This is a genomic window from Streptomyces sp. HUAS MG91 (assembly GCF_040529335.1).
In the GTDB taxonomy this organism is placed as follows: domain Bacteria; phylum Actinomycetota; class Actinomycetes; order Streptomycetales; family Streptomycetaceae; genus Streptomyces; species Streptomyces tabacisoli.
Genome location: NZ_CP159534.1, coordinates 2,604,216 through 2,629,940, shown reverse-complemented (window position 1 = coordinate 2,629,940; position 25,725 = coordinate 2,604,216). Strand labels below are relative to the sequence as shown.

Annotated in this window: 22 protein-coding genes; 19 read left to right on the top strand and 3 right to left on the bottom strand. The window is 70.6% G+C overall.

What is annotated here, in order from left to right:
- Positions 1–10 precede the first annotated feature (10 nt).
- From ABII15_RS12170 to ABII15_RS12110, 13 genes are read left to right on the top strand one after another with little or no spacing between them, the layout of a single operon-like run.
- Positions 11–820, top strand: coding sequence for an ABC transporter permease (locus ABII15_RS12170; RefSeq protein WP_353947034.1), 810 nt, complete (start codon positions 11–13; stop codon positions 818–820).
- A 7-nt stretch (positions 821–827) separates the two neighbouring features.
- Positions 828–1,634, top strand: coding sequence for an ABC transporter permease (locus ABII15_RS12165; protein ID WP_353942323.1), 807 nt, complete (start codon positions 828–830; stop codon positions 1,632–1,634).
- A gap of 6 nt (positions 1,635–1,640) precedes the next feature.
- Positions 1,641–2,909 carry an MCE family protein gene (locus ABII15_RS12160; RefSeq protein ID WP_353942322.1) on the top strand — a complete coding sequence of 423 codons (1,269 nt, stop codon included), beginning with the start codon at positions 1,641–1,643 and terminating at the stop codon, positions 2,907–2,909.
- Positions 2,906–3,970, top strand: coding sequence for an MCE family protein (locus tag ABII15_RS12155; RefSeq protein ID WP_353942321.1), 1,065 nt, complete (start codon positions 2,906–2,908; stop codon positions 3,968–3,970). The genes ABII15_RS12160 and ABII15_RS12155 overlap by 4 nt, the downstream gene beginning before the upstream one ends.
- Positions 3,967–5,016 carry an MCE family protein gene (locus tag ABII15_RS12150; RefSeq protein ID WP_353942320.1) on the top strand — a complete coding sequence of 350 codons (1,050 nt, stop codon included), beginning with the start codon at positions 3,967–3,969 and terminating at the stop codon, positions 5,014–5,016. The genes ABII15_RS12155 and ABII15_RS12150 overlap by 4 nt, the downstream gene beginning before the upstream one ends.
- An 8-nt stretch (positions 5,017–5,024) precedes the next feature.
- The gene (locus ABII15_RS12145) at positions 5,025–6,035 is read left to right on the top strand and encodes an MCE family protein (RefSeq protein WP_353942319.1); all 1,011 of its coding nucleotides are present in this window, start codon (positions 5,025–5,027) and stop codon (positions 6,033–6,035) included.
- Positions 6,032–7,255 carry an MCE family protein gene (locus ABII15_RS12140; protein ID WP_353942318.1) on the top strand — a complete coding sequence of 408 codons (1,224 nt, stop codon included), beginning with the start codon at positions 6,032–6,034 and terminating at the stop codon, positions 7,253–7,255. The genes ABII15_RS12145 and ABII15_RS12140 overlap by 4 nt, the downstream gene beginning before the upstream one ends.
- A complete protein-coding gene (locus tag ABII15_RS12135) occupies positions 7,252–8,487 on the top strand; it encodes an MlaD family protein (RefSeq protein WP_353942317.1) in 1,236 nt (411 codons plus the stop codon). The genes ABII15_RS12140 and ABII15_RS12135 overlap by 4 nt, the downstream gene beginning before the upstream one ends.
- Positions 8,484–8,966 (top strand): hypothetical protein, encoded by a 483-nt coding sequence (locus tag ABII15_RS12130; protein WP_353942316.1) that lies wholly within the window; start codon positions 8,484–8,486, stop codon positions 8,964–8,966. Before ABII15_RS12135 ends, ABII15_RS12130 begins: the two co-directional genes overlap by 4 nt.
- Positions 8,963–9,721, top strand: coding sequence for a hypothetical protein (locus ABII15_RS12125; protein WP_353942315.1), 759 nt, complete (start codon positions 8,963–8,965; stop codon positions 9,719–9,721). The genes ABII15_RS12130 and ABII15_RS12125 overlap by 4 nt, the downstream gene beginning before the upstream one ends.
- Before the next feature lie 3 nt (positions 9,722–9,724).
- Entirely contained in the window at positions 9,725–10,252 is a 528-nt protein-coding gene (locus ABII15_RS12120; RefSeq protein ID WP_353942314.1) for a nuclear transport factor 2 family protein, read from the top strand.
- A 9-nt stretch (positions 10,253–10,261) separates the two neighbouring features.
- The gene (locus tag ABII15_RS12115; protein ID WP_353942313.1) at positions 10,262–10,960 is read left to right on the top strand and encodes a hypothetical protein; all 699 of its coding nucleotides are present in this window, start codon (positions 10,262–10,264) and stop codon (positions 10,958–10,960) included.
- 21 nt (positions 10,961–10,981) lie between these two features.
- Positions 10,982–12,202 (top strand): hypothetical protein, encoded by a 1,221-nt coding sequence (locus ABII15_RS12110; RefSeq protein ID WP_353942312.1) that lies wholly within the window; start codon positions 10,982–10,984, stop codon positions 12,200–12,202.
- 32 nt (positions 12,203–12,234) lie between these two features.
- Here the strand turns inward: ABII15_RS12110 and ABII15_RS12105 are convergent, their stop codons facing one another.
- Complete coding sequence (locus tag ABII15_RS12105; RefSeq protein WP_353942311.1) at positions 12,235–13,488, bottom strand: cytochrome P450; 1,254 nt, start codon at positions 13,486–13,488, stop codon at positions 12,235–12,237.
- Between the two features lie 238 nt (positions 13,489–13,726).
- Here ABII15_RS12105 and ABII15_RS12100 point away from each other — a divergent pair, with 238 nt between their 5' ends.
- A complete protein-coding gene (locus ABII15_RS12100; RefSeq protein WP_353942310.1) occupies positions 13,727–14,896 on the top strand; it encodes a steroid 3-ketoacyl-CoA thiolase in 1,170 nt (389 codons plus the stop codon).
- A 9-nt stretch (positions 14,897–14,905) separates the two neighbouring features.
- On the opposite strand, the gene ABII15_RS12095 is transcribed toward ABII15_RS12100, so the two are convergent.
- Together ABII15_RS12095 and ABII15_RS12090 are read right to left on the bottom strand one after the other, a co-directional pair.
- Positions 14,906–15,883, bottom strand: a complete 978-nt coding sequence (locus tag ABII15_RS12095; protein ID WP_353942309.1) for a LacI family DNA-binding transcriptional regulator — start codon at positions 15,881–15,883, stop codon at positions 14,906–14,908.
- A 69-nt stretch (positions 15,884–15,952) separates the two neighbouring features.
- Positions 15,953–18,916, bottom strand: a complete 2,964-nt coding sequence (locus ABII15_RS12090; RefSeq protein WP_353942308.1) for a CBM35 domain-containing protein — start codon at positions 18,914–18,916, stop codon at positions 15,953–15,955.
- A 543-nt stretch (positions 18,917–19,459) separates the two neighbouring features.
- Here ABII15_RS12090 and ABII15_RS12085 point away from each other — a divergent pair.
- The 5 genes from ABII15_RS12085 (at position 19,460) to ABII15_RS12065 (ending at position 25,667) form a co-directional block, all read left to right on the top strand.
- The gene (locus ABII15_RS12085) at positions 19,460–20,830 is read left to right on the top strand and encodes an extracellular solute-binding protein (RefSeq protein ID WP_353942307.1); all 1,371 of its coding nucleotides are present in this window, start codon (positions 19,460–19,462) and stop codon (positions 20,828–20,830) included.
- A gap of 113 nt (positions 20,831–20,943) precedes the next feature.
- Positions 20,944–21,906 (top strand): sugar ABC transporter permease, encoded by a 963-nt coding sequence (locus ABII15_RS12080; RefSeq protein WP_353942306.1) that lies wholly within the window; start codon positions 20,944–20,946, stop codon positions 21,904–21,906.
- Positions 21,907–21,917: 11 nt separating this feature from the next.
- On the top strand, positions 21,918–22,829 hold the full coding sequence (locus tag ABII15_RS12075; RefSeq protein WP_353942305.1) for a carbohydrate ABC transporter permease: 912 nt from the start codon (positions 21,918–21,920) through the stop codon (positions 22,827–22,829).
- A 52-nt stretch (positions 22,830–22,881) separates the two neighbouring features.
- Complete coding sequence (locus tag ABII15_RS12070; protein ID WP_353942304.1) at positions 22,882–24,552, top strand: glycoside hydrolase family 13 protein; 1,671 nt, start codon at positions 22,882–22,884, stop codon at positions 24,550–24,552.
- 62 nt (positions 24,553–24,614) lie between these two features.
- Positions 24,615–25,667 carry a LacI family DNA-binding transcriptional regulator gene (locus ABII15_RS12065; RefSeq protein ID WP_353942303.1) on the top strand — a complete coding sequence of 351 codons (1,053 nt, stop codon included), beginning with the start codon at positions 24,615–24,617 and terminating at the stop codon, positions 25,665–25,667.
- Positions 25,668–25,725: the final 58 nt, after the last annotated feature.

Here is a 25,725-nt window from a genome sequence, read left to right as displayed (position 1 = left end):
GGACTCCCGGGTGCCGCCGCGTCCCGCAGCGCCGCCCAAGGCGCCGGGCCCGTCCAAAGCCCTGGCCCCCCTCCGCCAGACCGGGCAGCTCTTCGCGCTCGCTCTGCGCGTCGTGCGGGACACCTTCCGGCGGCCTTTCCAGTTCCGGGAGTTCGTCGAGCAGTTCTGGTTCATCGCCAGCGTCACCATCCTGCCCGCCGCCCTCGTGTCCATCCCGTTCGGCGCGGTCATCGCCCTGCAAGTCGGCTCGCTGACACAGCAGTTGGGCGCGCAGTCGTTCACCGGCGGCGCCAGCGTGCTCGCCGTCATCCAGCAGGCAAGCCCGCTCATCGTCGCGCTGCTCATCGCGGGTGCCGGCGGCTCCGCCATCTGCGCCGACCTCGGCTCGCGGAAGATCCGCGAGGAGCTGGACGCGATGACCGTCATGGGCGTCTCGCCCGTGCAGCGGCTCGTGGTGCCGCGCGTGCTCGCCGCGATGTTCGTCAGCATCCTGCTCAACGGCATGGTGTCCGTCGTCGGCACCCTCGGCGGCTACTTCTTCAACGTCATCCTGCAACACGGCACCCCCGGCGCCTACTTGCAGTCGTTCTCCGCGCTCGCCCAGCTCCCCGACCTCTACATCAGCGAGCTGAAGGCCCTCATCTTCGGGTTCATCGCGGGCATCGTCGCCGCCTACCGCGGCCTCAACCCGCGCGGCGGACCCAAGGGCGTCGGCGACGCCGTCAACCAGTCCGTCGTCATCACCTTCATCCTGCTCTTCTTCGTGAACATGGTGATGACCGGGATCTACCTCCAGATCGTTCCACCGAAGGGAGGTTGAGTCCCGCATGGCTTCTCCACTCGTCTGGCTCGACCGCGGCGGCGACCAACTCCTTTTCTATGTGAGGGCCTTGGTCTGGATACCGCGGACCGTCGTCCGGTACACGAAGGAAGTGCAGCGCCTGCTCGCCGAGGTCGTCTTCGGCTCCGGCGGGCTCGGTGTCATCGGCGGCACCATCGGCGTGATGATCGCGATGACGGCCGCCACCGGCACCGTCGTCGGCCTCCAGGGCTACGCGGCCCTCGACCAGATCGGCACCGCCGCCTTCACCGGCTTCGTCTCCGCCTACTTCAACACCCGCGAGATCGCGCCCCTCGTCGCCGGACTCGCCCTGTCGGCAACCGTCGGCGCCGGATTCACCGCCCAGCTCGGCGCCATGCGCATCAACGAAGAGGTCGACGCCCTCGAAGGCATGGGCGTGCGCTCGATGCCGTACCTCGTGACCACCCGCATCATCGCCGGAGTCGTCGCGATCATCCCGCTCTACGCGATCGGGCTGCTCTCCTCCTACCTCGCCTCGCGCATCGTCACCGTCGTCTTCAACGGACAGTCGCAAGGCACGTACGACCACTACTTCGACCTCTTCCTCTCACCCACCGACGTGCTCCTGTCGGTGCTGAAAGTGCTGATCTTCAGCGTGATGGTGATCCTCGCCCACTGCTACTACGGCTTCCGCGCCAGCGGCGGCCCGGCCGGGGTCGGCATCGCCGTGGGGCGGTCGGTGCGCAACGCCATCGTCGTCATCGCCGTCACCGACTTCTTCCTGTCGCTCGCCATCTGGGGCGCGACGACGACCGTGAAAGTGGCGGGGTGAGCGACGGTGGACACCATCCGACGACGCCTCGCCGGCCTCGCCTTCCTCCTCGTGCCCGTCCTGCTGATCTGGCTGGCCGTGGCCGTGTACAACAAGGACTTCACCGACTCCGACGAGGTCACCGTCGACACCGGGTCCGTCGGCAACGAGATGCACCTCGGCGCCGAGGTCAAGATGCGCGGCGTCGTCCTCGGTGAAGTACGCAAGATCGAGCCCACGGACACCGGGGCGCGGCTCGTCCTCGCCCTCAAGCCCGGCGCCCTCGACCGCATCCCCGACGACGTGCACGCGCAGATGCTGCCGACCACGCTGTTCGGCGAGCGGTACGTGGCCCTCGTACCGACGGGCGAGGACGGCACGGACGCCGGCTCCGGGTTCCGCACCCTGCCCGCCGGGGCGACCATCCCGCAGGACCGGTCCGCCAACGCCATCGAGCTCCAGAAGGTCCTCGACGACGTACTGCCCATGCTGACCGCCGTCCAGCCGCAGAAACTCTCCGCGACGCTGTCCGCCGTGTCGCAGGCCCTCCAGGGCCGCGGCGACCAGCTCGGTGACACGCTCACCCAGCTCGACGCGCACCTGAAGAAGTTCAACCCGAACCTGCCGACGCTCAACGAGGACCTGAAGCAGCTCGTCCAGGTCTCCCACGTGTACGCCGACGCGGCGCCCGGCATCCTCGACGCGCTCACCGACTTCACCACCACCAGCCGCACGATCGCCGAGAAGGACAGCGACCTCGCCGCCGCGTACGGGGACACCACCCGCGCCGCCGAGGACCTGGACGCGTTCCTGCGGGCCAACAAGGACAACATCATCCGGCTGTCCGCCACCTCGCGCGGCACGCTGGACATCCTCGCGAAGTACTCGTCGTCGTTCCCGTGCACCCTGCGCACCCTCGCCGACTTCGTACCGCGCATGGACAAGGCGCTCGGCAAGGGCACCGACCAGCCGGGCCTGCACGTCGACGTCACCACGGTCGCCTCGCGCGGCGCCTACCAGGCCGGACGCGACACCCCGTCCTACGGCTCCGGCGGCACCCCGCACTGCTACTCCGTGCCCTACCTCGGCGGCGCCTCCGCACGCACCCCCGCAGCCGTCACCGCCTCGGACTCCGTCGCCGGCCAGGACCTCGGGACCGCCAACTCGCCGCAGGAGAACGACCTGGTGAACGAGCTGATCGCGCCCTCCGCGAAGACCTCGCCCGACGCCCTGCCCGACTGGTCGAGCCTGCTCGTCGGCCCCGTCTACCGGGGAACGGAGGTGAAGCTCAAGTGAGTACCCCGCAGGGAGACTTCAGCCATGTGCGGCGGCGCTCGCTCGCCGGACCGGTCACGAAGTCGCTCATCTTCGTCCTCGTCACCGCGCTCGCCACCACCGTGCTCGGCCTGTCCATCGCCAACAGCGGCGTCAACACCGAGACCCGCAGCTACAAGGCCCTGTTCACCGACGTCACCGGGCTCATCGACGGCGACGGCGTGCGGATATCCGGCGTGAAGGTCGGCGAGGTCACCGACGTCCGCGTCGTCGACCACCGCACCGCGCAGGTCACCTTCACCGTCGACAAGGACCGCACCCTGCCCGCCACCACCACGGCCGGCGTGAAGTACCTCAACATGGTCGGCCAGCGGTACGTGTCCCTGGAGCGCGGCACCGGCGCGGCGGGCGCCGACCTCGCGCCCGGCGACACCATCCCGCTGGACCGCACCACCCCCGCCCTCGACCTGACGCTCCTCTTCAACGGCTTCAAGCCGCTGTTCGAGGGCCTGTCCCCGAGCGACGTGAACGATCTCGCCGGGTCGATCGTCAAGGTCCTCCAGGGCGAGGGCGGCACCGTCGACAGCCTCATCCAGCACGTCGGCTCGCTCACCCAGACCGTCGCCGCCAAGGACAAGGTGATCGGCGAGGTCATCGGCAACCTCACCGAGGTCCTGTCGACGATCAACAACCGCGAGGACCAGTTCGACGACCTCGTCACCACGCTCCAGCAGATGGTCTCCGGCTTCAACGAGGACCGCGAACCGCTCGGCCAGGCCGTCGCCGCGATGGGCGACCTGACGACCGTCACCGCCGGGTTCCTCAAGGACACGCGCGGCCCGCTCAAGGGCGACATCCAGCAACTCGGCCGTCTCTCGGACCAGTTGGGCGACGGGCTCCCGCAGATCCAGAACTTCCTCGACAAGACCCCCGGCAAGCTCACGGCCCTGACCCGGCTCACCTCCTACGGCTCCTGGTTCAACCTCTACCTCTGCCAGGCGCACGTCAGCGGGGTCGCCATGTCCGACGGGTCGAAGGCGCCCACCGGTATCTCCGTCAACGAAGCGAGGTGCCAGGGATGAGCCGGAAACGGCCGTGGCTGAAGCCCGTACAGGAACGCAACCCCGTCCTCATCGCCGTCGCCGGGCTCGTCGCGCTCGGACTGGTCGCGCTCGCCGCGTTCAACGCGAGCAGCCTGCCCTACATCGGCGGCGGCACCACCTACACCGCCGACTTCAGCGAGGCCGCGGGCCTCGGCGACGGCGACGAGGTGCGCATCGCCGGCGTCAAGGTCGGCGAGGTCACCGGCGTCGGCCTCGACGGCCCCAAGGTCAAGGTCAGCTTCAGGATCAAGGACGACGGCACCTGGATCGGCGACCGCACCACCGCCTCCATCGCCATCAAGACCCTCCTCGGCGACAAGTACGTGGCCCTCGACCCGGTCGGCACCGGCCGGCAGAACCCGGACGCCCGGATCCCGCTGTCCCGCACCACGTCCCCGTACGACGTCACCCAGGCGTTCGAGGACCTCAGCAGCACCGTCGACGAGATCGACACCAAGCAGCTCGCCGCCAGCTTCGACACCATCTCGGAGACCTTCAAGGACTCCCCGCCCGACGTGAAGGCGGCCGTCAAGGGACTGTCCGCGCTGTCCAGGACCGTCTCGTCGCGCGACAGCCAGCTCGCCGAGCTCCTCGCCGGAAGCAAGAAGCTGACCAAGACGCTCCAGACGAAGCAGTCCAGCTTCGAGACGCTGATCAACGACGGCGGCTCGCTGCTCACCGAGCTGAAGAAGCGGCGCACCGCCATCAAGGCGCTGCTCAGCGGCAGCGAGGCGCTCGGCCGCGAACTCAACGGCCTCGTCGACGACAACGACCGCCAGCTCGGCCCGACGCTCACCGCGCTCAGCCGGGTCACCACGGTCCTCGCCGAGAACAAGGGCAAGCTCGACAAGACCCTCTCGCTCCTCGGCCCCTACTACCGGCTCGTCGGCAACACCCTCGGCAACGGCCACTGGTTCGACAGCTACCTGTGCGGCGTCGTACCGCGCACCTACCTGCCCGAGAAGTCGCTCCCCGCGAAGTCGTGCAGACCACCGAAGAACGGCAGTTACGGGAACGGGGGCTGACGGGCGACATGGCCATCACACGGACCACCAAGAGGCTGCTCATCGGCACCCTCGCACTCGCGGTGCTGATCGCCGCCGGCATCGTCGGCGTCAGCGCCACCAGCGACAGCGGCATGCGCGTCACCGCCTACTTCGACCGGGCCGTCGGCATCTACGACGGCTCCGACCTGCGCATCCTCGGCGTCCGCGTCGGGCGGGTCGACGGGGTACACCCCGAGGGCACCCGGGTGCGGGTCACGCTCGCCGTCGACGACGGGGTGAAGGTGCCCGTCGGGGCGCGGGCCGTCGCCGTCGCGCCCAGCGTCGTCGCCGACCGGTACGTCCAGCTCACCCCGGCCTACTCGTCGGGCGCGGCCCTCAAGGACGGCGCGGTCCTGCCCGCCTCCCGCAACCGCACCCCCGTCGAGATCGACCAGCTCTACGACAGCATCACCGACCTCAGCAAGGCCCTCGGCCCCGACGGAGCCAACGAGAAGGGCGCGCTGTCCGGGCTGCTGAAGACCGGCGCCGACAACCTCAAGGGCAACGGACAGGAACTCGGCAACAGCATCGAGCAGTTCGGGAAGGCCGCCAAGACGCTCAACGGCAGCAGCGACGACCTGTTCACCACGCTCTCCCAGCTCCAGTCGTTCACCACGATGCTGAAACAGGAGGACTCGGGCGTGCGCACCGCGCAGGAGACCCTCGACGACGTCACCGGCTACTTCGCCGAGAACCGCGACGACCTCGCGGGCGCCCTCAAGGAACTCGGCACCGCGCTCGGCCAGGTGAAGAAGTTCATCGACGACCACCGGGCCCAGCTCAAGGACAACGTCGACAAACTGGTCCCGCTCACCCAGGCCCTCGTCGACCAGCGGGCCTCCCTGGCCGAGGCGCTCGACGCCGCACCGCTCGCCGCGGGCAACGTCCTCAACGCCTACAACCCCAAGACCCGCACGCTCGACGGCCGCGCCAACCTCAACGAGCTGAGCCAGGGCGGCCCGCTGCTGCCGCTGCCCTCCGTGGGAGGCGACCAGTGAACCGGCGAACCACCGTCCGCGCGGGCGCCGGCCTCGGCTGCGCCGGCGTCATCACCGTCGCCTTCCTCCTCACCCTCGGCGTGATCAGCGTCCCCGCGCCGTCCTTCGGCGGCCTGGAGGACGTGCCGCTGCCCGGCGGCGCCGACCTCGGCGCCCACCCGTACACCATCACCGCCGACATGAAGGACGTGCTCAGCCTCGTCCCGCAGTCCGCGGTGAAGGTCAACGACGTGGCCGTCGGCCGGGTCACCGACATCGAACTCGCGGGCAAGGACAGCTGGACCGCCCGCGTCACCATGCGCATCAACGGCGGCGTCAAACTGCCCGCCGACGCCGGCGCCCGCATCGAGCAGTCCAGCCTCCTCGGCGAGAAGTACGTCCAGCTCGTCGAGCCCGACAACGGCACCGGCACCCTGCACGCGGGCGACCGCATCCCCGTCGCCCGCACCGGCCGCAACACCGAGGTCGAAGAGGTCTTCGGCGCGCTGTCGCTGCTCCTCAACGGCGGCGGCGTCAACCAGCTCAAGACCATCACGCAGGAACTCAACAAGGCCGTCGGAGGCCGCGAGTCCGACGTCCGCTCCACCCTGCGCCGCGTCAACACCCTGGTCACCGACCTCGACGACCACCGCGGCGACATCACCGCCGCGCTCGACGGGGTCAACCGGCTCTCGGCGACCCTCGCGCACCGCAAGGAGGACGTCGACACCGTGCTGGCCGACCTCTCGCCCGGCCTCAAGACCCTTGAGGAACAACGGGGTTCACTGATGACGATGCTGCGCTCCCTCGACCGGCTCGGGGACGTCGCCACCGACACCATCAACCGCAGCCAGGCCGACATGGTCGCCGACCTCAAGGCGCTCGCCCCGACCCTGAAGGCACTCGCCGACTCGGGCCAGGACCTGCCGAACTCGCTCCAGGTGCTGCTCACGTACCCGTTCACCGACGAGGTCATGAACGGCATCAAGGGCGACTACCTCAACACGTATCTCGACATGGCGGCGGTGAAGGGGACGACCCTGATCCCGCCGCTGAAGGAGAGCGACGGGAGCGGGACGCCCACGGCCACGCCGCAGAGCGAGCGCAAGTCCCTGAAGAAGGCGCCGGGGAAGTCGGCCGATCCGTCGTCGCCGCTGCCGCTCCCGTCCACGAGTACGGGAACAGGGGCGAGTGCGAGTACGAGCACGAGCGCGACGCCGAGCGGGGGTGCCTCCCGGTGATCACTCTCGCCATCCGGCTGAAGAACCTGGCCTTCCTCCTCATCGCCGTCCTCGTCCTCGGCTACCTCGGCATCCGCTACGCCGACCTCGGCCGTTACGTCGGGGCCGCCGACTACTACACCGTGAAGGTGCAACTCCCGCGCACCGGCGGCCTGTTCACCCACTCCGACGTCACCTACCGGGGCGTCTCGGTGGGCCGGGTCGGGGCGATCAACCTCACCGGTGACGGCGTCGAGGCGGACCTGCGCATCAAGAAGTCCGCGCCGCACATCCCCGACGACGCCAAGGCCGTCGTCGCGAGCCTCTCCGCGGTCGGCGAGCAGTACATCGACCTGCGCCCGGAGCGCTCCGGCGGGCCGTACCTCGCCGACGGCGCCCGCATCGACCGGACCGCGTCCTCGGTGCCGAACCCGGTCACCGACGTCCTGTCCAGCGTCGACAACCTCACCACGTCCGTCCCGCTCGACGACCTGCGCACGGTCGTCGACGAGTTCGGCAAGGCCTTCGAGGGGCGCGGCGAGGACCTGCAACTCCTCATGGACAACGGCTCGGACTTCGTCCAGGCCGCCGACAAGGCCCTCCCCGAGACGACGAAGCTCATGGCCGACGGCGAGGTCGTGCTGCGCACCCAGGCCCAGGAGGGCGACGCCATCAAGTCCTTCGCGTCCGGCGCCAGCCAGCTGGCCTCCACCCTGAAGGGCTCCGACGCCGACCTGCGCCGCCTGGTCATGGCCGCGCCCGACGCCGCCACCCGGATCAGCGGCCTGCTGCGCGACCTGAACCCCGAGGTCGGCGTCGTCCTCGCCAACCTCCTCACCACCTCCGAGGTCGCCGTCACCCGGCAGCGCGGCACCGAGGAACTGCTCGTGAAGCTGCCCGCGGCCGTCGCCGCGGGGGCCACGGCCGTCGACGGGAAGAAGGTCAACTTCGGTATGGCGGTCACGTTCTTCAAGCCCCTTCCCTGCACGGCGGGCTACTCGGGCACCACGTACCGGCTCGGTACGGATCTGAGCCCGGCGCCCGCGACGAACACCGGCGCACGCTGCACGGCTCCGGCGTCGAGCGGCGTGAACGTCCGCGGCTCGGCCCACGCGCCGGGCGGCGGCGCCGTACCCAAGCCCGCACAGCCGGGCGCGCTGTCCCTTCCCTCGGTGGCCGGCGATTCCGGGACGTCCGCGGCATCCTCCGGGATGGCCGGGCTGCTCGGTCTCTCCGAGGGGAGCGGGCGGTGAGGCGGGCCCTGACGGGGGCGGGGCTCGCCGTGGCGCTCGTGGTGTGCGGTACGGGGGTCTGGTCGTACGCGCAGGCGCGGGGTGACGGCGACCTCGCGTACGGCCGGGCCCGCGATGCGGCGCTCTCCGACGGTCGTTCGGCGGTTGCCCGGCTGACGACGCTGGACGCGTCGACGGCGGCCCGCGCCAAGGCCGGGGTGCGCGAATGGAGATCGGTGACGACGGGCCCGCTTCGGGCGTCGCTGTCCTCGGTGTCGCCGGCCGCCGGGGCTTCGTCGCGCGGGGTGGTGACGGATGCCGCCGTGACCGCGCTGGACGACCGCGCGGGCACGTCGAAGCTGATCGCGACGGTACGGGTGACGACGGGTTCGGCGGCGCCGGAGCGCAAGCGCCTCGAGGCGGTCCTGAGCCGGGCCGCCGACGGCACCTGGAAGATCAAGTCACTCGGCGCGGTACCGGTGACGGGGGAGTCGAAGTGACCCACGACGTTGAAGTCGACGCCCCCGAAGAGGCCCCCGGCACCGAGGGCCGCCTTGCCCACCCTGCCGCCCAAGGCGGCAGATTGCCCAAGGCTTGGTGGCGGCCCCGAAAGGGGCGCGGGGAACTGCGCGAGCAACCGGCCGCCGGGGCGCGCCCGGAGGACGAGCCGGAGGCCGACGGCGCTCAGGGGCGCGGGGAACTGCGCGACCAGCCGACCACGGAGGCGCACCCGGAGACGGAGGCCGGCCCCCGTGGCGGGCGGATACAGATCATCGTCGCCGCCGTCGTGGCCGGTGTCCTCGTCGTCACCGGTGCCGTCCTCTTCTACCTGGCCCACGACCTGCGCACCGAACCGGCGACCCGCAATCAGGCCCTCACCGACGCCGACGCCACCAACCGCGTCAACGGCGACATCAGCAGCGCCCTCGCCAAGATCTTCTCGTACACACCCGACGGCACGAACGCCACCGCCCGCACCGCCGACGAGGTCCTCACGGGCAAGGCCGCCAAGCAGTACGCCGAGCTCTTCACCCAGGTGCAGAAGAACGCGCCGGCCCAGAAAGTCACCCTCACCACCGACGCCGTCCGCGTCGGCACGGTGAGCCTGCGCGGCGACACCGCGCACCTGCTCGTCTTCCTCGACCAGTCGACGCGCCGCGGCGACAAGAAGGCGGTCACCTCCGCCGCGCAGCTCTCCGTCACCGCCCGACTCCACAACGACGTATGGCAGATCGTCGACATCAAGGCCAGGTGAACCATGCTGAAAAGACCCCTGCTCGTCGTGGCGGTCGTGCTGACCCTCGTCGCGGGCGGCTTCGCCGTCTGGGGCGGCTGGTCCTGGTACGGGGCCGCGCACGACGACTCGGCCTCCTTCGCGGCGGCCCGCGACGACGCCCTGGAGGCGGGGGAGCAGGCCGTGCAGAACCTCAACACCCTCGACCACCAGAAGCTCGACAGCGGACTCGACCTCTGGGAGAGCTCCACGACCGGCGCCCTCCACTCCCAACTGGTCAAGGGCCGCGCCGAGTTCGCGAAGCAGGTGACGAGCGCCAAGACGGTCAGCACGGCGAAGGTGCTGGACGGCGCCGTCACCGAACTCGACCAACGGGCGGGCAAGGCCCGCGTCATGGTCGCGCTCCGGATCACCGTGAAGGCGGCGGGTCAGAAGGCCACCGACAAGGACAGCCGGATGCTCGGCGAACTCACCCGCACCGACGGCCACTGGAAACTCAGCGCCCTCGCCCAGGCCCAGGTCGGCGACACGGCCTCGACCACCACCGACTGAGGAGCCACCATGCCGTCGACCACCCGCCACACCCTCAACCGGCAACGCCAGCGCCAGAACCAGCGGACGGAGCAGACCACGGCCGCCGCCACGGTCACGGCCGTGGCCCCGGAGCCCGCGACGAAGCCCCGGCCGCGCCCTGAACCCCGTGCGACCGAGAAGGCCACGGCCCCCCGGGCGGCTGCGCCCCCGCGCCGCATCCTGGCCGCCCTCTGCCTGCTCACCCTCCTCCTCGGCGCCTTCGCCGGCTGGGCGCACGCCCGGGCCCACGCGCTCACCGACACCGCCGCCGCGCAGAACACCGCGCTCACCGACCCGGCCCGCACCAGCGACGTCAAGGGACAGGCGGAGAAGGCCGTCAACGCGCTCTTCTCCTACGACTACGCCAACCCGCAGGCGGAGCAGAAGGCCGCGGCGACCCTCCTCACCGGCAAGGCCGTCGACCAGCACCGCACCCTGCTCGCGCCGGTCCTCGCGCAGGCGGAGAAGCAGAAGACGGTCGTCACCACCACCGTGACCGACAGCGCGGTGGAGCGGATCGACGGCGACCGCGCCCGGGTCCTCGTCTACGCCGACCAGTCCAGCACCAGCACGGCGGCGAAGGCGAAGGACGCCGCCGGGAACTACGCGGGCGCCATGCTCGCCGTCGACCTCGTGCACCGGGACGGCCGCTGGCTGGTCTCCGCGATCGACACCTTCAGCAGCTGACGAACCGACGAAAGGGTCCTCATGCGTACCCCGCGACTGAGCAATCGCCCCCGCCTCGGCCGACGACTGCGCGGCACCGCGATCGCCGTCGCCGCGACGGCCGTGCTCACGGCGTCCCAGGCCCCGGGTGTCGTAGAAGAGCTGACCAAGAGACACGACAGCGGCACCGACCCCATCGCCCTCGCGGGCGGCTCCGGCGCCCTGCCCGTGGTGCCCTCCCAGGGCGACGACTCGTACCACACCGAACTGCCGCCCCTGAAGACGCCGGACAACCCCGACATCACCTTCCCGCCGACGGTGATCCGCGCCGAGGCCGGGGTCCCCGCGACCGTCCTCGCCGCCTACCGCAGGGCCGAGGCGTCCGTCGGCCGCACCGACCCGGGCTGCCGTCTGCCGTGGCAACTGCTCGCCGCGATCGGCAAGGTCGAGTCCGGGCAGGCGCGCGGCGGCGACGTCGACACCAACGGCACCACCCGGCACCGCATCACCGGACCGCCCCTGAACGGCAAGGGCTTCGCGCTGATCCGCGACTCCGAGGGCGGCCGCTGGGACGGGGACGCCGTCTACGACCGGGCCGTCGGGCCGATGCAGTTCCTGCCCGGCACCTGGCGCCGCTGGGGCGCCGACGGCAACGGCGACGGTGTCTCCGACCCCAACAACATCTTCGACGCGGCCCTCGCGGCCGGCCACTACCTGTGCGCGGGCAACCGCGACGTCGGCACCGGCGGCGGCCTGGAGCGGGCGATCCTCAGCTACAACTACTCGCGCGACTATCTCCGTACGGTCCTGTACTGGATGGAGTTCTACCGCAAGGGCGTGCACACCGTCGCCGACGGCAGGGGCGTCGTTCCGGACAGCCCCGGCGCCGGATCGAAGACCCCGGCGAAGAAGCCCGTCGGCGACAAGGACGGCGGCATCGTCATCGGCCCGCCGCCCACCCGGCAGCCCAGCCCCACCCCGACCACGACTCCCACGCCCAAGCCCACCGACACCGGCTCGCCGACCCCCAGCCCGACCCCCGGGCCCACCGACACCGGCTCGCCGACGCCGCCCGTCACCAGCTCCCCGACGGACACGCCCACGCCCCCGGAGACCCAGGAGCCCGGCACCGGCACGCCGAGCGACGGCGGCTGCCCGTCCGACAGCGCGAGCCCGACGGACACCGCGAGCCCGACGGCCTCGCCCAGCCCCTCGGAGAGCCCGTCCGGGTCCGCCTCACCCTGCGCGACGCCCGGGAGCTGACGGCCGCGGCGGCGCCGCGGCCCCTCCGCGATTCAGCCCTGCGCGGGCGCCGCCACCCGGAGCTCCTTGACGCCGTTGAGCCAGGCCGCGCGCAGCCGGCGCGGATCCCCGACGAGCCGCAGGTCGGGCAGGGCGTCGGCGATCGCGTTGAAGATCAGGTCGATCTCCAGGACCGCCAGGGACTTGCCGAGGCAGAAGTGCGGGCCGCCGCCGCCGAAGCCGAGGTGCGGGTTGGGGTCGCGGGTGATGTCGAAGGCGTCGGGGTCGGTGAAGACCTCCGGGTCGTGGTTGGCGGACGAGTAGAAGATGCCGACCCGGTCCCCGGCCTTGATCTTCTGGCCGCCGAGTTCGGTGTCCTGGGTGGCGGTGCGCTGGAAGGAGACGACCGGCGTCGCCCAGCGCACGATCTCCTCGGCGGTGGTCTTCGGGCGCTCGCGCTTGTACAGCTCCCACTGGTCGGGGTGGGTCAGGAACGCGTGCATGCCGTGCGTGATGGCGTTGCGGGTCGTCTCGTTCCCGGCGACGGCGAGCAGGATCACGAAGAAGCCGAACTCGTCCGAGGAGAGGTTGCCCTGGTCCTCGGCCGCGACCAGCTGGCTGACGATGTCCTTGGCCGGGCACTGCTTGCGCTCGGCGGCGAGGTTCATCGCGTAGCTCACGATCTCCATCGCGGCCTCGGCGCCGATCTCCTCGGTGATCGCGTACTCCGGATCGTCGTACGCCACCATCTTGTTGGACCAGTCGAAGACTTTGGAACGGTCGTCCTGCGCGATGCCGATGAGTTCGGCGATGGCCTGGAGCGGCAGCTCCACGGCGACGTTGGTGACGAAGTCGAACGACCCGTCGGCGTCCGCCCGGTGCAGCGCCTTCCGCACGATGTCCCCGGCCCGGGCGCGCAGGGCGTCCTCCAGCGAGCGGATCGCGCGTGGCGTGAAACCGCGCTGCACGATCTGGCGCACGCGGGTGTGCTCGGGCGGGTCCATGTTCAGCATGATCAGCTTCTGCACCTCGATCTGGTCGCGCTGGATCGAGGAGTTGAACCGGATCACCGCGGTGTTGAGGTTGGAGGAGTAGATCTCCGGGTGCGTGGACACGTACTTGACGTCGGCGTGCCGGGTCACCGCCCAGTACCCCGCGTCGTCGAAGCCGGAGATCCCGCGTTCCTGCGGAATCCAGCGGACCGGCTCGGCCTGCCGGAGTTCGGCGAACTCCGGGTACGGCACGCGGTCCTGGAGCAGATCGGGGTCGGTGAAGTCGAACCCGTCGGGCAGCGCGGGGCACGGCATGGGGTCACTCCAGATTCTGTCTGACGCTCCGTCAGTTATGGCTCGAAAGGTAGTAACGGGTTCTAGAACTGGCAAGGGGCGCGGGTGTGTTGGTTCCGTGTGTTGTGCTTGCACGACCCTTGCGTACCGGGGGTAAGCACACCGAGACTGCATGCATAACTGGTACGCGTTCTAGTTTCCGACTGAACGCTCAGTCCAGGTTCCATCCGTCCGGGATTGCGTGGAGAGGACGACTGTCATGGCAGCCGAGCCCGTCATCGTCGAAGCCGTACGTACCCCGATCGGCAAGCGCGGCGGCGCGCTCGCCAACCTCCACCCGGCGTATCTGCTGGGGGAGACGTACCGCGAACTCCTCGGCCGCACCGGCATCCAGCCGGACTGCGTCGAGCAGATCGTCGGCGGCACGGTCACGCACGCGGGCGAGCAGTCCATGAACCCGGCGCGCACGGCGTGGCTGACGATGGGACTGCCCTACGAGACCGCCGCCACCACCGTCGACTGCCAGTGCGGCTCCTCCCAGCAGGCCTCGCACATGACCGCCAACATGATCGCGGCGGGCGTCATCGACGTCGGCATCTCCTGCGGCGTCGAGGCCATGTCGCGCGTCCCGCTCGGCTCCGGCTCCAAGCACGGTCCGGGCAAGCCCTTCCCGGAGGAGGGGAACGTCGACCTGCCCAATCAGTTCGAGGCCGCCGAGCGCATCGCGCGGCGCCGCGAGCTGACCCGGGAGAACGTCGACTCGCTGGGCCTCATCTCGCAGGAGCGGGCCGCGAACGCCTGGGCCGAGGAGCGCTTCAAGCGCGAGACGTTCGCCGTGCAGGTGCCGACCACCGAGGCCGAGCAGGCCGCCGGGCAGGGCATGTGGCGCCTGGTCGACCGGGACGAGGGGCTGCGCGACACCACCATGGAGGGCCTGTCGGGCCTCAAGCCCGTCATGCCGACCGCCGTGCACACGGCCGGCAACTCCTCGCAGATATCCGACGGCGCCGCCGCCATCATGTGGGCGTCGAAGCGGATGGCGCGGGCCCTGAAGCTCAGGCCGCGCGCCCGCATCGTGGCGCAGGCGCTGGTCGGCGCGGACCCGCACTACCACCTGGACGGCCCGGTCGACGCGACCCGCACGGTGCTCGGCAAGGCCGGCATGACCCTCAAGGACATCGACATCGTCGAGATCAACGAGGCGTTCGCGTCGGTCGTGCTCAGCTGGGCGCAGGTCTTCGACCAGGACCTGGAGAAGGTGAACGTGAACGGCGGCGCGATCGCCCTCGGCCACCCGGTCGGCGCGACCGGAGCCCGCCTCATCACCACCGCGCTGCACGAACTGGAGCGCAGGGACAAGGAGTTCGCGCTCATCACGATGTGCGCGGGCGGCGCCCTGGCCACCGGCACCATCATCCAGCGGCTCTAGCGATCTGTTCTATCGGAGCGGAGCCGTCGACTGCCGGACCACCAGCTCCGGCTCGTGGAGCAGTTCGTGCGGGGTGGGGCTGTCGCCCGAGATCTGGTTGGCCAGCAGGGTGACGGCCGCCCGGGACATGGCCTCGATCGGCTGGCGCAGGGTGGTCAGCGGCGGGTCGGTGTAGTTCATGAACGCGGAGTCGTCGAAGCCCACGACGGACAGGTCGTCGGGGATGCGCAGCCCCACCCGCCGGGCGGCGCGCACGGCCCCCAGCGCGAGGACGTCACTGCCGCAGATCAGCGCGGTGACCTTGTGGGCGAGGAGTTCGGAGGCGACGGCCTGGCCGCCCTCGAAGGAGAACAGGGCGTGGCCGACGGGATGGCTGCCCGCGCTGCCCGCCGTCAGGGCCTCGAACGCGGTGGCCTTGCGGCGCGACGGCATGTGGTGGCCGGGGCCGACCATCAGGCCGATGTCGGTGTGCCCCATCGCCGTGAGGTGGGCGAAGGCCTGGCGGACGGCGGCCTCGTCGTCGGTGCTGACGCTGGGGAAGCCCGGATAGTCGACGGCGGCGTTCAGGAGCACGACGGGAACCCCGCGCTGCAAGAGCGCCTGGTGCTCGTCCTCGGTCAGCCCGCCGCAGAAGATGACCCCGGCGACCTGCTGGTCCAGGAGCATCGACACGTACTCGGCCTCGGTGAGACCGCCCGCGGTGCGGGTGCACAGCACGGGGGTGAAGCCGAGCTGGACGAGGGCGCCGCCGGCGATCTCGGCTATCGCGGGGAAGATCGGGTTCTGCAGCTCGGGCAGGACGATGCCCACCAGGCGGGCCCGCGCGGCGCGCAGGTGCGTGGGCCGCTCGTAGCCGAGGACGTCGAGCGCGGTGAGGACGGCCTGCCGGGTGCTGTCGGACACGCCCGGCTTCTCGTTCAGGACGCGACTGACGGTTGCTTCACTGACGCCCACTCGACGGGCTACTTCTGCGAGCTTGCGGGCCATGGCCGGAGTGTATCCGCACGTCAGTGCGGGGCCGCGGGGTGTGGTTCACCCCACGGCCCCGGCCGGTCCTCAGAAGCCGCTGTTGCCGCTGCCCCGGGTGACGGTGAAGCCCGGGGAGTTGTTGAGCAGCCCGCCCGTCCTCGCGGTGACGGTGGTGTTCGCGACGGTCATGCCGCCGGTGACGTTGTTCAGGTCGAAGCCGTAGGTTCCGGCGTTGGTGATGGTGTTCCCGTCGAGTGACAGGTTGCTGATCTTCTTGGCGTAGGAGAGCAGGACGCCCTGGTAGGTGCTGTCCTTGATGGTGTTGCCGTCCACGTGCACGGGCTGGGTGATGTCCGCGGTGTCGGCGTAGATCCACAGGGCGCCGATCGTGGTGGCCCAGTTGATGTGGTACGAGCCGCAGCGCGTCAGGAGATTGTCCCGGACGTAGATGTCGGAGCTGAAGCCCTGACCGAAGTACGTGCTGATGGTGATGCCGGAGCCGAAGGCGACCGTGTCGCTGACCGCGTTGTTCTCCAGGGTGTTGTCGCCGCCGCCGTAGACCCCGATGCCGTTGGCCTGGACGGGCAGCTGGGCGGTGTTGTGCGAGACGGTGCTGTGCGTGACGTTGCCGTCCTCGGTGTCGAGCGCGAGGGAGTCGTCTCCGGTGTTGCGTACGTGCGACTGCTCGATCCGCGTGTTGTCGGAACCGCCGTGGACGTGCAGGCCGTCCGCGAAGACGTCGCGGACCCGGACGCCGGAGACGAGCAGACCGGTGCCGGGCCGCGCCCACAGGCCGACCTTGGTGTGCTCCATCCACACGTTGTAGATGAGCGAGCCGGAGGCGAAGCTGCCCTCGATGGCCGCCGCGCCCGAGTCGTTGTTGCGCGAGGTCTGGTCGCCGAAGACGGACAGGTCGGCGATCTGCACCCGGCCGCCGGTGGAGAAGAGGCCGCCCGCGCCGTTCTCCGCGGTGGACTTGAGCGTGGTGTACCAGGGCCCGGCGCCGCGCAGCGCGACCCCCGACAGGTTCACGCGGCCGGAGATCGAGTAGGTGCCCGACGGCAGCCACAGCCCCTTGCCCGCGCTCGCGGCGCTGCTGAGTGCCGAGTTGAGGGCGCCGGTCACGTCACCGGCGCCGGGCGTCACGCCGTAGTCCGCGGCCGAGACATAGCCCGTGGGCATCGTGGCGGCGGGGTCGACCAGCTCGGTGTCGACGACGTCGACGGTGTACGAGGCCGCGGTGGACCCGGCGTCCTTCTGGAGCTTGAGGACGGTGCCCGCCGGCCAGGTGCTGGTGTGGAGGTAGCGGACCTCGTCGAAGTAGTGGTGACCGGTGGAGTCACCCGCGTTGCCCGGGGTGTTGGTGTCGTAGTACCCGGCGCCGTACAGCCACGAGAACTTGTTGGTGGTCTGGAGGTCCGTCACCTTGGCGGAGCCCGCGTACAGGGACAGCGGCGCCGTGGTGACGGAACCGCTCGCGGTGTCCGGGACCGAGTAGCGCACGACGAGCGCGTTGGCGGGCTTGGTCAGCGTGATCTGCACGTACTGGCCGGTGTCGGTGAGCTTCACCGCGCTGCGGCCGGTGGACTCGGCGGACAGGCTCGGATAGCTCGTACTGACGGCCAGCTTGGTGCCGTTGGTGGTGGCGTCGGCCGCCCGGTACTCGGTGTACGGCAGGGTGGCGCCCTGCGCGGCGAGCGCGGTGCCGCCGTCGACGGAGACGCTGTCCACCGCGATGTTGCCGCTGTCGCCGGACTCGGTGCGCAGGCCGATCAGGTTCAGGCCGCCGCGCAGCTTGGCATCGACGGAGACGTACGCCCAGCCGTCGGCGGCGGGCAGGGACAGCTGACGGGAGCGGACTCCGTTCAGGTACAGGGAGAGGGTCTGCGCGGAGCCGGTGGTGTTGCGGTAGGTGACGGCCAGCGGATAGGTGCCCGCGGCCGGCACGGCGGTGTCGATCACGGTCTCGGCGCCCTGCGCGGTGAAGCCGGTGAGGTAGCCGCTGCCGCTGTACCCGGACAGGGCGGTGGCCTTGGCGGGGCCGCCCGTGACGAACGCGGTCTCCGCCTCGTACGCCTTGCCCGGCGCGGCGCCGCCCCCGCCGCCTCCGGGCGGTTCGGTGGAGCCCGCGGAGACGGTGATGTCGTCGACGTTGACGTTGCCCGAGTCGGCCGAGTCGAAGCGGTAGGCGACGGTGTTGGAACCGGCCTTCAGCGTGAGGGACTCGGTGCGCGAGGCCCAGGTGTTCCAGTCGGCGGTCGCCGCGAGCGTCGTGGTCAGCGCCTTGTTGCCGTTGACGTACACCGACAGCGTCTTGGCGGAACCGGTGCCGTTGGCGTAGCGGAGCGCCACGTCCGCCGATCCGGCGGCGGCCGCGGTGACGGTGAACGTGGTGGCGGCGGTGCCCTTGTGGGAGTCGGTGTAGCCGCCCACGTAACCGGTGCCCTGGTAGCCGGAGTGCTCGGTCTCGGTCGCGGTGCCGCCGCTCAGCGCCGCGGACTCGGCCTCGTACCGGCCGTCGACGGCTTCGGGGGCGGCGGCGAGCGTGAGCGCGTCGAGGTTGACGTTGCCCGAGTCGGCGGAGCCGAAGACGTAGCCGATCGTGTTGCTGCCCGCGGTCAGGGTGACCGGACTGGTCACCGTGGACCAGGTGTTCCAGTCCGCGGTGGCCGGCAGGGAGACGGTGCCCGCCTTGGTGCCGCGCACGTACAGGGACAGGGTCTGGGTGCTGCCGGTGCCGTTGGCGTAGCGCAAGGCGGCCGTGTGGGCGCCCGCGCTCGCCGCCGTGACGGTGAAGGTCGTGGTGGCGGCGCCCTTGGCGGCGTCGGTGTAGCCGCCGACGAAGCCGCCGCCGGTGAAGCCCGTGTGGTCGCTCTGGACGACGGCGCCGCCGCTGAGCGCGGCCGACTCGGCCTGGTAGGTGGTGGAGGCGGCCACGGCCGGGGTGCCGAGCCCGCCGAGCGCGGCGCACAGCACGGCCAGGACCGTGCCCACCAGAAGGAGCCGGGATCTGGTGCGCTCCGGCCGGAGTGCGGAGCCTGTTCGAGGCATGGGGGAACTCCCACGGAAAAGGGGCGGGTGAGTGACGCGCACCGTAACGGCGGGGTGATGCGTCGGCAATGCGTGCGGACAACCGCGAATTCCGGCGATGCTTTCCACGGAATTGCTTGCGTCGCTTGCGCTGCCCCAACTACCAGCATGTGCAGGTGAGTTGACGCCTCTTCGCGGGGTGAACCGGTGGAACACAATTACGTGACGAGTGTCGGATTCTTGCTCTCCGTCTTGCGTCGCCATCAGTGTGCGGCTCCGCCCGCAGGATCGCCTCCGTGCCAGCTCATCCACGGTGCGCGAGGGCTTCATCCCTGACGGTCCCGCCGCGCGGCGGCGCGTGCCCGGCGGTCCCGACGCACCCGATGTCGGCTTCTTGCGTCCGGTTTCGTCGAGATATTTCTCGGAGATCCGCAGGTGTTATTGATGCTTTGCGTATCCAGGTTTGTGTATTGCTCGCGGTTCGTGGGGCCCGTAACTTGTGCGTCACCTCGACGGGCCGCGTATCGACGCCGCGCCTATCCACTTCACCCTCAGGGACGATCCATGACCGCAATACCGGCGGGCAGAAACGCCCGCGTCGGCATCGCCGTGGCCGCGGTGGCCGCACTCGGCTTCTCCGTGAGCGGCTGCGGAGCCTCCGGCGACGACTCCGCCGACCCCAACGGCAAGATCACCATCACGGTGAACGACATGCCCGCGAAGACCGACCCGGTCAACCGCAAGATCTTCCTCCAGGACGTGGCCGCGTTCGAGAAGGCCAACCCGAAGATCCATGTCGTCCCGCACGAGGGGCAGATGGACCCCCAGACGTTCTCCACCAAGCTCGCCGGAGGCCAGCTGGAGAACGCCTACTACGTCTACCTCACCGACCCGGCCGGCATCATCGCCAAGCACCAGGCCGCCGACATCACCGACGCCCTCAAGGACTATCCGCAGGCCCAGCAGGTCAAGCCCGAGCTGCGCAAGGTCTTCCAGGACGAGGCCGGCCGCACCTACGGCGTGACCGAGGGCAACTACTCCATGGGCCTCGTCTACAACCGCACCCTGTTCAAGAAGGCCGGCCTGGACCCCGACAAGCCCCCCACCACGTGGGACGAGGTCCGCACCGACGCCAAGAAGATCGCCGCCCTCGGCAAGGGCATCACCGGCTACGGCGACTACAGCAAGTCCAACACCGGCGGCTGGCACTTCACCGCCGAGATGTACTCGCGCGGCGGCGACGTGGCCAAGCAGCGGAGCGACGGCACCTGGAAGGCCGACTTCGACAACGTCACCGGCCGGGCCGTCCTCCAGCAGCTGCACGACATGCGCTGGACCGACGACTCCATGGGGCAGCGCCAGCTCCTCGAATGGGCCGACCTGCTCCAGATGATGGGCTCCGGCAAGCTGGGCATGTACCTGGCCACCTCGGACAACATCCCGACCATCGCCGCGCAGTACAAGGGCGACCCGAAGGAGTACGGCTTCGGCGCCATCCCCGAGGGCAAGGGCACCCTGGCGGGCGGCGGCGGATTCATGTTCAGCCCCAAGAACAGTCCGGCGCAGACCAGGGCCGCCCTGGCCTGGATCATGTTCAAGTACGAGAACCCCGACCGGATCACGATGGGCCAGAAGCGCGCCGCCGCCCACAAGCAGCCGGTCGGCCTGCCCGAGCCCAACATCTGGACCGGCGCCGCGCAGAAGACCAAGGCCGCGGCCGACAAGAAATACGCGAACCAGCCCGTCGCGAACTACAAGCCGTTCAGCGACGCCATCGGCGCGATCCCGCTCCGCCTCGAACCGCCGCAGGCCCAGAAGATCTACGCCGTCCTGGACACCGCCATGGCCAAGGTGCTCACCGAGAAGAACGCCGACATCGACAAGCTGCTCGGCGACGCCTCGAAGCAGGTCGACGCGCTGCTCGCCGCCCAGTAGCACCCGCCGATCCCGCCGTGCCGCGGCACCTGACCCCCGCGGCACGGCCCCGGCCCCACCCCGTACCGAAGTACCGCCGCACCCCCGAACCCCCCGAACCACAAGGAGAACCCATGGCGACGTCCCTCGCGCCGCGTCGCAGCGATGTCCGTCCGCCGCTGCCCGCCACGGCCCACGGCCCCGGGCCCGGCCGGTGGCCGCACCTGCGCCGCCGGCTCACGGACAACGCCCTGGCCTACGGCTTCCTCGCCGCGGGGATCCTCAGCTTCGCCTACTTCTCCTGGTATCCGCTCGTCCGCGGCATCACCCTGAGCTTCCAGCGCGACAACCTCATCACCGACCCGCAGTGGATCGGCCTCGGCAACTACCGCACCCTGCTGGCCGATCCGCTGTTCTGGACCGCGTGGAAGAACACCGCCGAGTTCACCGGCCTCGCGCTGCTCTTCGGCTACGCCGTGCCCTTCGTCATCGCGGTCCTCCTCAACGAACTACGCCACTTCAAGGCGTACTTCCGCATCGCCGTGTACCTGCCGGTCATGCTCCCGCCCATCGTCAGCGTCATGCTGTGGCAGTACTTCTACGATCCCGGCCAGGGCCTGTTCAACACCCTGCTGCACGGCGCCCACCTGCCCACCTCCCAGTGGGTGCAGTCCCCGCACACCGCCATGATCTCCCTCGTCCTCGTCTCCACCTGGGCGAACATGGGCGGCGCCACCCTGATGTACCTCGCCGCGCTCCAGTCCATCCCCGGCGAGCTCTACGAGGCGGCCGAACTGGACGGCGCCGGCATGTGGGCCCGGCTGCGCCACGTCACCGTGCCGCAGATGCGCTTCGTGATGCTGGTCCTGCTCCTGCTCCAGATCATCTCGACGATGCAGGTGTTCATCGAGCCCTTCCAGATGACCGGCTTCACCAACACCTCCACCATCACCGTGATGACGCTGGTCTACCGCTACGCGTTCGCCGTCAACAACGACTTCGGACTCGCCGCCGCGATGAGCGTGCTGCTGTTCGCCGTACTCGCCGTCTTCGCCGCCGTCTATCTGCGCCTGACCCGCGACGGCGAGAAGGGCTGAGGGAGAAGCACATGTCCAAGGCCACAACCGCCGCCGACTCCGCGCAGCGCAGCCTGATCTCCGCCAAGGAACTCGCACGCCCGCGCAACCGGCGCCTCTACTACGCGATCCTCACCCTGACGGTGATCGCCTTCGCGGCCGCCTTCCTCTACCCGCTGTGGTGGATGGCGAGCTCCGCCCTGGAGACACCCCGCCAGTTCGCCGAACAGACCCCGACCCTGCTGCCCAAGTCCGTCCACCTGAGCGCCTACAAGGACGCCTGGACCCAGATGGACATCGCCCACTTCTTCCTCAACACCGTGTACTACGCGGCCGGGGGCTGGGCGATCCAGATGGCGGTCGACGTCTGCGCCGCGTACGCCCTGTCGAAGCTGCGCCCGGTCTTCGGCAACATCGTCTTCGCCGGGATGCTCGCCAGCCTCATGCTGCCCGCCGCGGCCCTCCTCGTCCCCGCCTATCTGACGGTCAACGACCTCCCGCTGTTCCACGTCAACCTCGTCAACACCCCCTGGGCGCTGTGGCTGCCGGGAGCGGCCAACGCGTTCAACATCTACGTGCTGCGCCGCTTCTTCGACCAGATCCCCACCGACATCCTCGACGCCGCGGCCATCGACGGCGCCTCCCGGCTCCAGGTGCTGCTCCGCGTGGTGCTGCCGCTGTCCCGCCCCGTGCTCGCCGTGGTCTCCATCTTCTCGGTCGTCGGCATGTGGAAGGACTTCCTGTGGCCGCTGCTGGTCCTCCAGGACCCGGACCGGCAGACCCTGTCCGTGGCCCTGCACCGGCTGTCCACGTCCACCACCCAGGTGCCGCCCACCGAGATGATCGCCGGTCTCACCATCGCCGCCGTCCCGATGGTCGTCCTCTTCCTGTTCTTCCAGCGCCACATCATCGGCGGCCTGTCCGCGGGCGCCCTCAAGGGATAGCGCCCTCCCGAACACCGCTGTCACCCCTCATCCCAGTCAAGGAGTTCCTTTCGTGGCCCGATCCACCGACGCCCACGACGAATGGTGGCGCCACGCCGTCATCTACCAGGTCTACCCGCGCTCCTTCGCCGACGCAGACGGCGACGGCATCGGCGACCTGGCCGGCGTCCGCGGCCGCCTGCCCCATCTCGCCGAACTCGGCGTCGACGCGCTCTGGTTCAGCCCCTGGTACGCCTCCCCGCAGGCCGACGCCGGATACGACGTCGCGGACTACCGGCGCATCGACCCCGCCTTCGGCGACCTGGCGGAGGCCGAGGCGCTCATCGCCGAGGCGCACGCCCTGGGCCTGCGCGTCATCGTCGACATCGTCCCCAACCACGTCTCCGACCAGCACGCCTGGTTCCAGGAGGCGCGCGCCGCGGCCCCCGGCGCCGAGGCCCGCGACCTGTTCTGGTTCCGGCCGGGCCGCGGCGCCGACGGCGAACTGCCGCCCAACGACTGGCAGTCCGTCTTCGGCGGACCGGCCTGGACCCGCGTCGCCGACCCCGACGGCACACCGGGGGAGTGGTACCTGCACCTGTTCGCGCCCGAGCAGCCCGACCTCAACTGGGACAACCCGAAGGTCCGCGAGGAGCACGAGGACATCCTCAGGTTCTGGTTCGACCGCGGCGCCGACGGCGTCCGCATCGACTCGGCGACCATGCCCGCCAAGGACCCCGCCCTGCCCGAGTTCGCCCCCGACAGCACGCCCCCCGACCATCCCTACATCGACCGCGACGGCGTCCACTCCATCTACCGGGCCTGGCGTGCCGTCGCCGACGGCTACGAGCCCGCCCGCGCCCTCATCGGCGAGGTCTGGCTCGCCGACCCCGAGCGCTTCGCCCGCTACCTGCGCGGCGACGAGATGCACACCGCCTTCAACTTCGACTACCTCAACAGCCCGTGGGAGCCCGGCGCCCTGCGCACCGTCATCCAGGACACCCTCGACGCCCACGCGGGCGTCGGCGCCTCCCCGACCTGGGTGCTGTCCAACCACGACGTGACCCGCCACGTCACCCGCTACGGCCGGGCCGACAGCTCCTACGGCCACGCCCTGCGCCAGCACGGCACCCCCACCGACCTGGAGCTGGGCACCCGCCGGGCCCGCGCCGCCCTGCTGCTCGCCCTTGCCCTGCCCGGCGCGCACTACCTCTACCAGGGCGAGGAACTGGGCCTGTGGGAGGTCGAGGACATCCCCGCGGCCCTGCGCCAGGACCCGATCTTCCACCGCACCGCGGGCCAGGACATCGGCCGCGACGGCTGCCGCGTCCCCCTGCCGTGGTCCGGCGACGAACCCCCGTTCGGCTTCAGCCCCACGACCGGCTCCACCACCGGCTCCATGGCGACGGCTCAGCCCTGGCTGCCGCAGCCCGCCGCCTGGGCCGCCCACACCGTCGAGGCGCAGGAGGCGGACCCGGAGTCCATGCTCGCCTTCTACCGGGCCGCGCTCGCCGCTCGCCGCCGCCACGCGGCGGACCTGCGCGGCGGCTCCTTCCGCTGGCACGGCACGGACCCGCACGTGCTCGCCTTCCGGCGCGGCCCCGGCTTCCTCTGCGTCGCCAACCTGTCCGGGACGGACCAGCCGCTGCCCCCGCACGGCGAGATCCTGCTCAGCAGCGCGCCGGGCACGCCCGGCCCCGGTTCCCTGGCACCCGACACCACGGTGTGGCTGCGCACCGAGTGACCTGATTCCCCGGGCACGCACCGGACGACCGCCGGACAGCCCCTGGACAGAAAGCACCCCTCATGGCCCGCAGGCTCTCCGAAGTGGCCCGCCGCGTAGGCGTCAGCGAAGCGACCGTCAGCCGCGTCCTCAACAGCAAACCCGGTGTCTCCGACGCCACCCGGAAAGCCGTCCTCACCGCGGTCGACGTCCTGGGCTACGAACGGCCCACCCAACTGCGCGGCACCAGCTCCCGCCTCGTCGGTCTGGTGCTGCCCGAACTGCAGAACCCCATCTTCCCCGCCCTGGCCGAAGTCGCCGGCGGCGCGCTGGTGCAGCTCGGCTTCACACCCGTGCTCTGCACCCGCACCGCCGGCGGCCTCACCGAGGCCGAGTACGTGTCCATGCTGCTCGACCAGCACGTGTGCGGCGTGATCTTCTGCGGCGGGCTCAACACCCAGGAGTACGAATCGCTCGTCCAACGAGGCGTCCCCGTCGTCCTGTTGAACGCCGCCGTCGCCCAGCCGGCCGCGATCCACGGGGCGACGGGATTCCCACAGGTCTCCACCGACGACGCCACCGCCGTCGAACAGGCCCACGCCCATCTCACCGCACTCGGACACACCCGGATCGGCCTCCTGGTCGGCCCCTCCGACCACGGCCCCTCCCGCCGCAAGGCCGACGCCTTCACCCGGCTGACGGCCCGGCACCGACCGCACGTCCCCGAACACCTCGTGGGACACGCCCTGTTCTCCTTCGAGGGCGGCCAGGCGGCGGCCGGTGAACTCCTCCGGCAGCAGATCACCGGCCTCATCTGCGGCAGCGACATCCTGGCCCTCGGAGCCATCCGCGCCGCCCGCCGCGCGGGCCTGGCCGTCCCCGAGGACCTCTCCGTCGTCGGCTACGACGACTCCGCCTTCATGAACTACACCAACCCGCCCCTGACCACCCTGCGCCAGCCCATCGAGGCCATGTCACGCGCCGCCGTCACCCTCCTCGCCAACCAGATCGGCGGCGTCCCCACCAGCGCCACCGAGCTCCTGCACGAACCCGAACTCGTGGTCCGCAACTCCACCGCGCCACCGGCCGGCCGGCGCAGGATGCGCCCCGTCGGCGGAACCGCGCTGGGAGCCTGACCACGGGCGGACCCCAGGCAGGGGGTGTACCCAGGCCCACCACCGTCCCGGGGGCGGC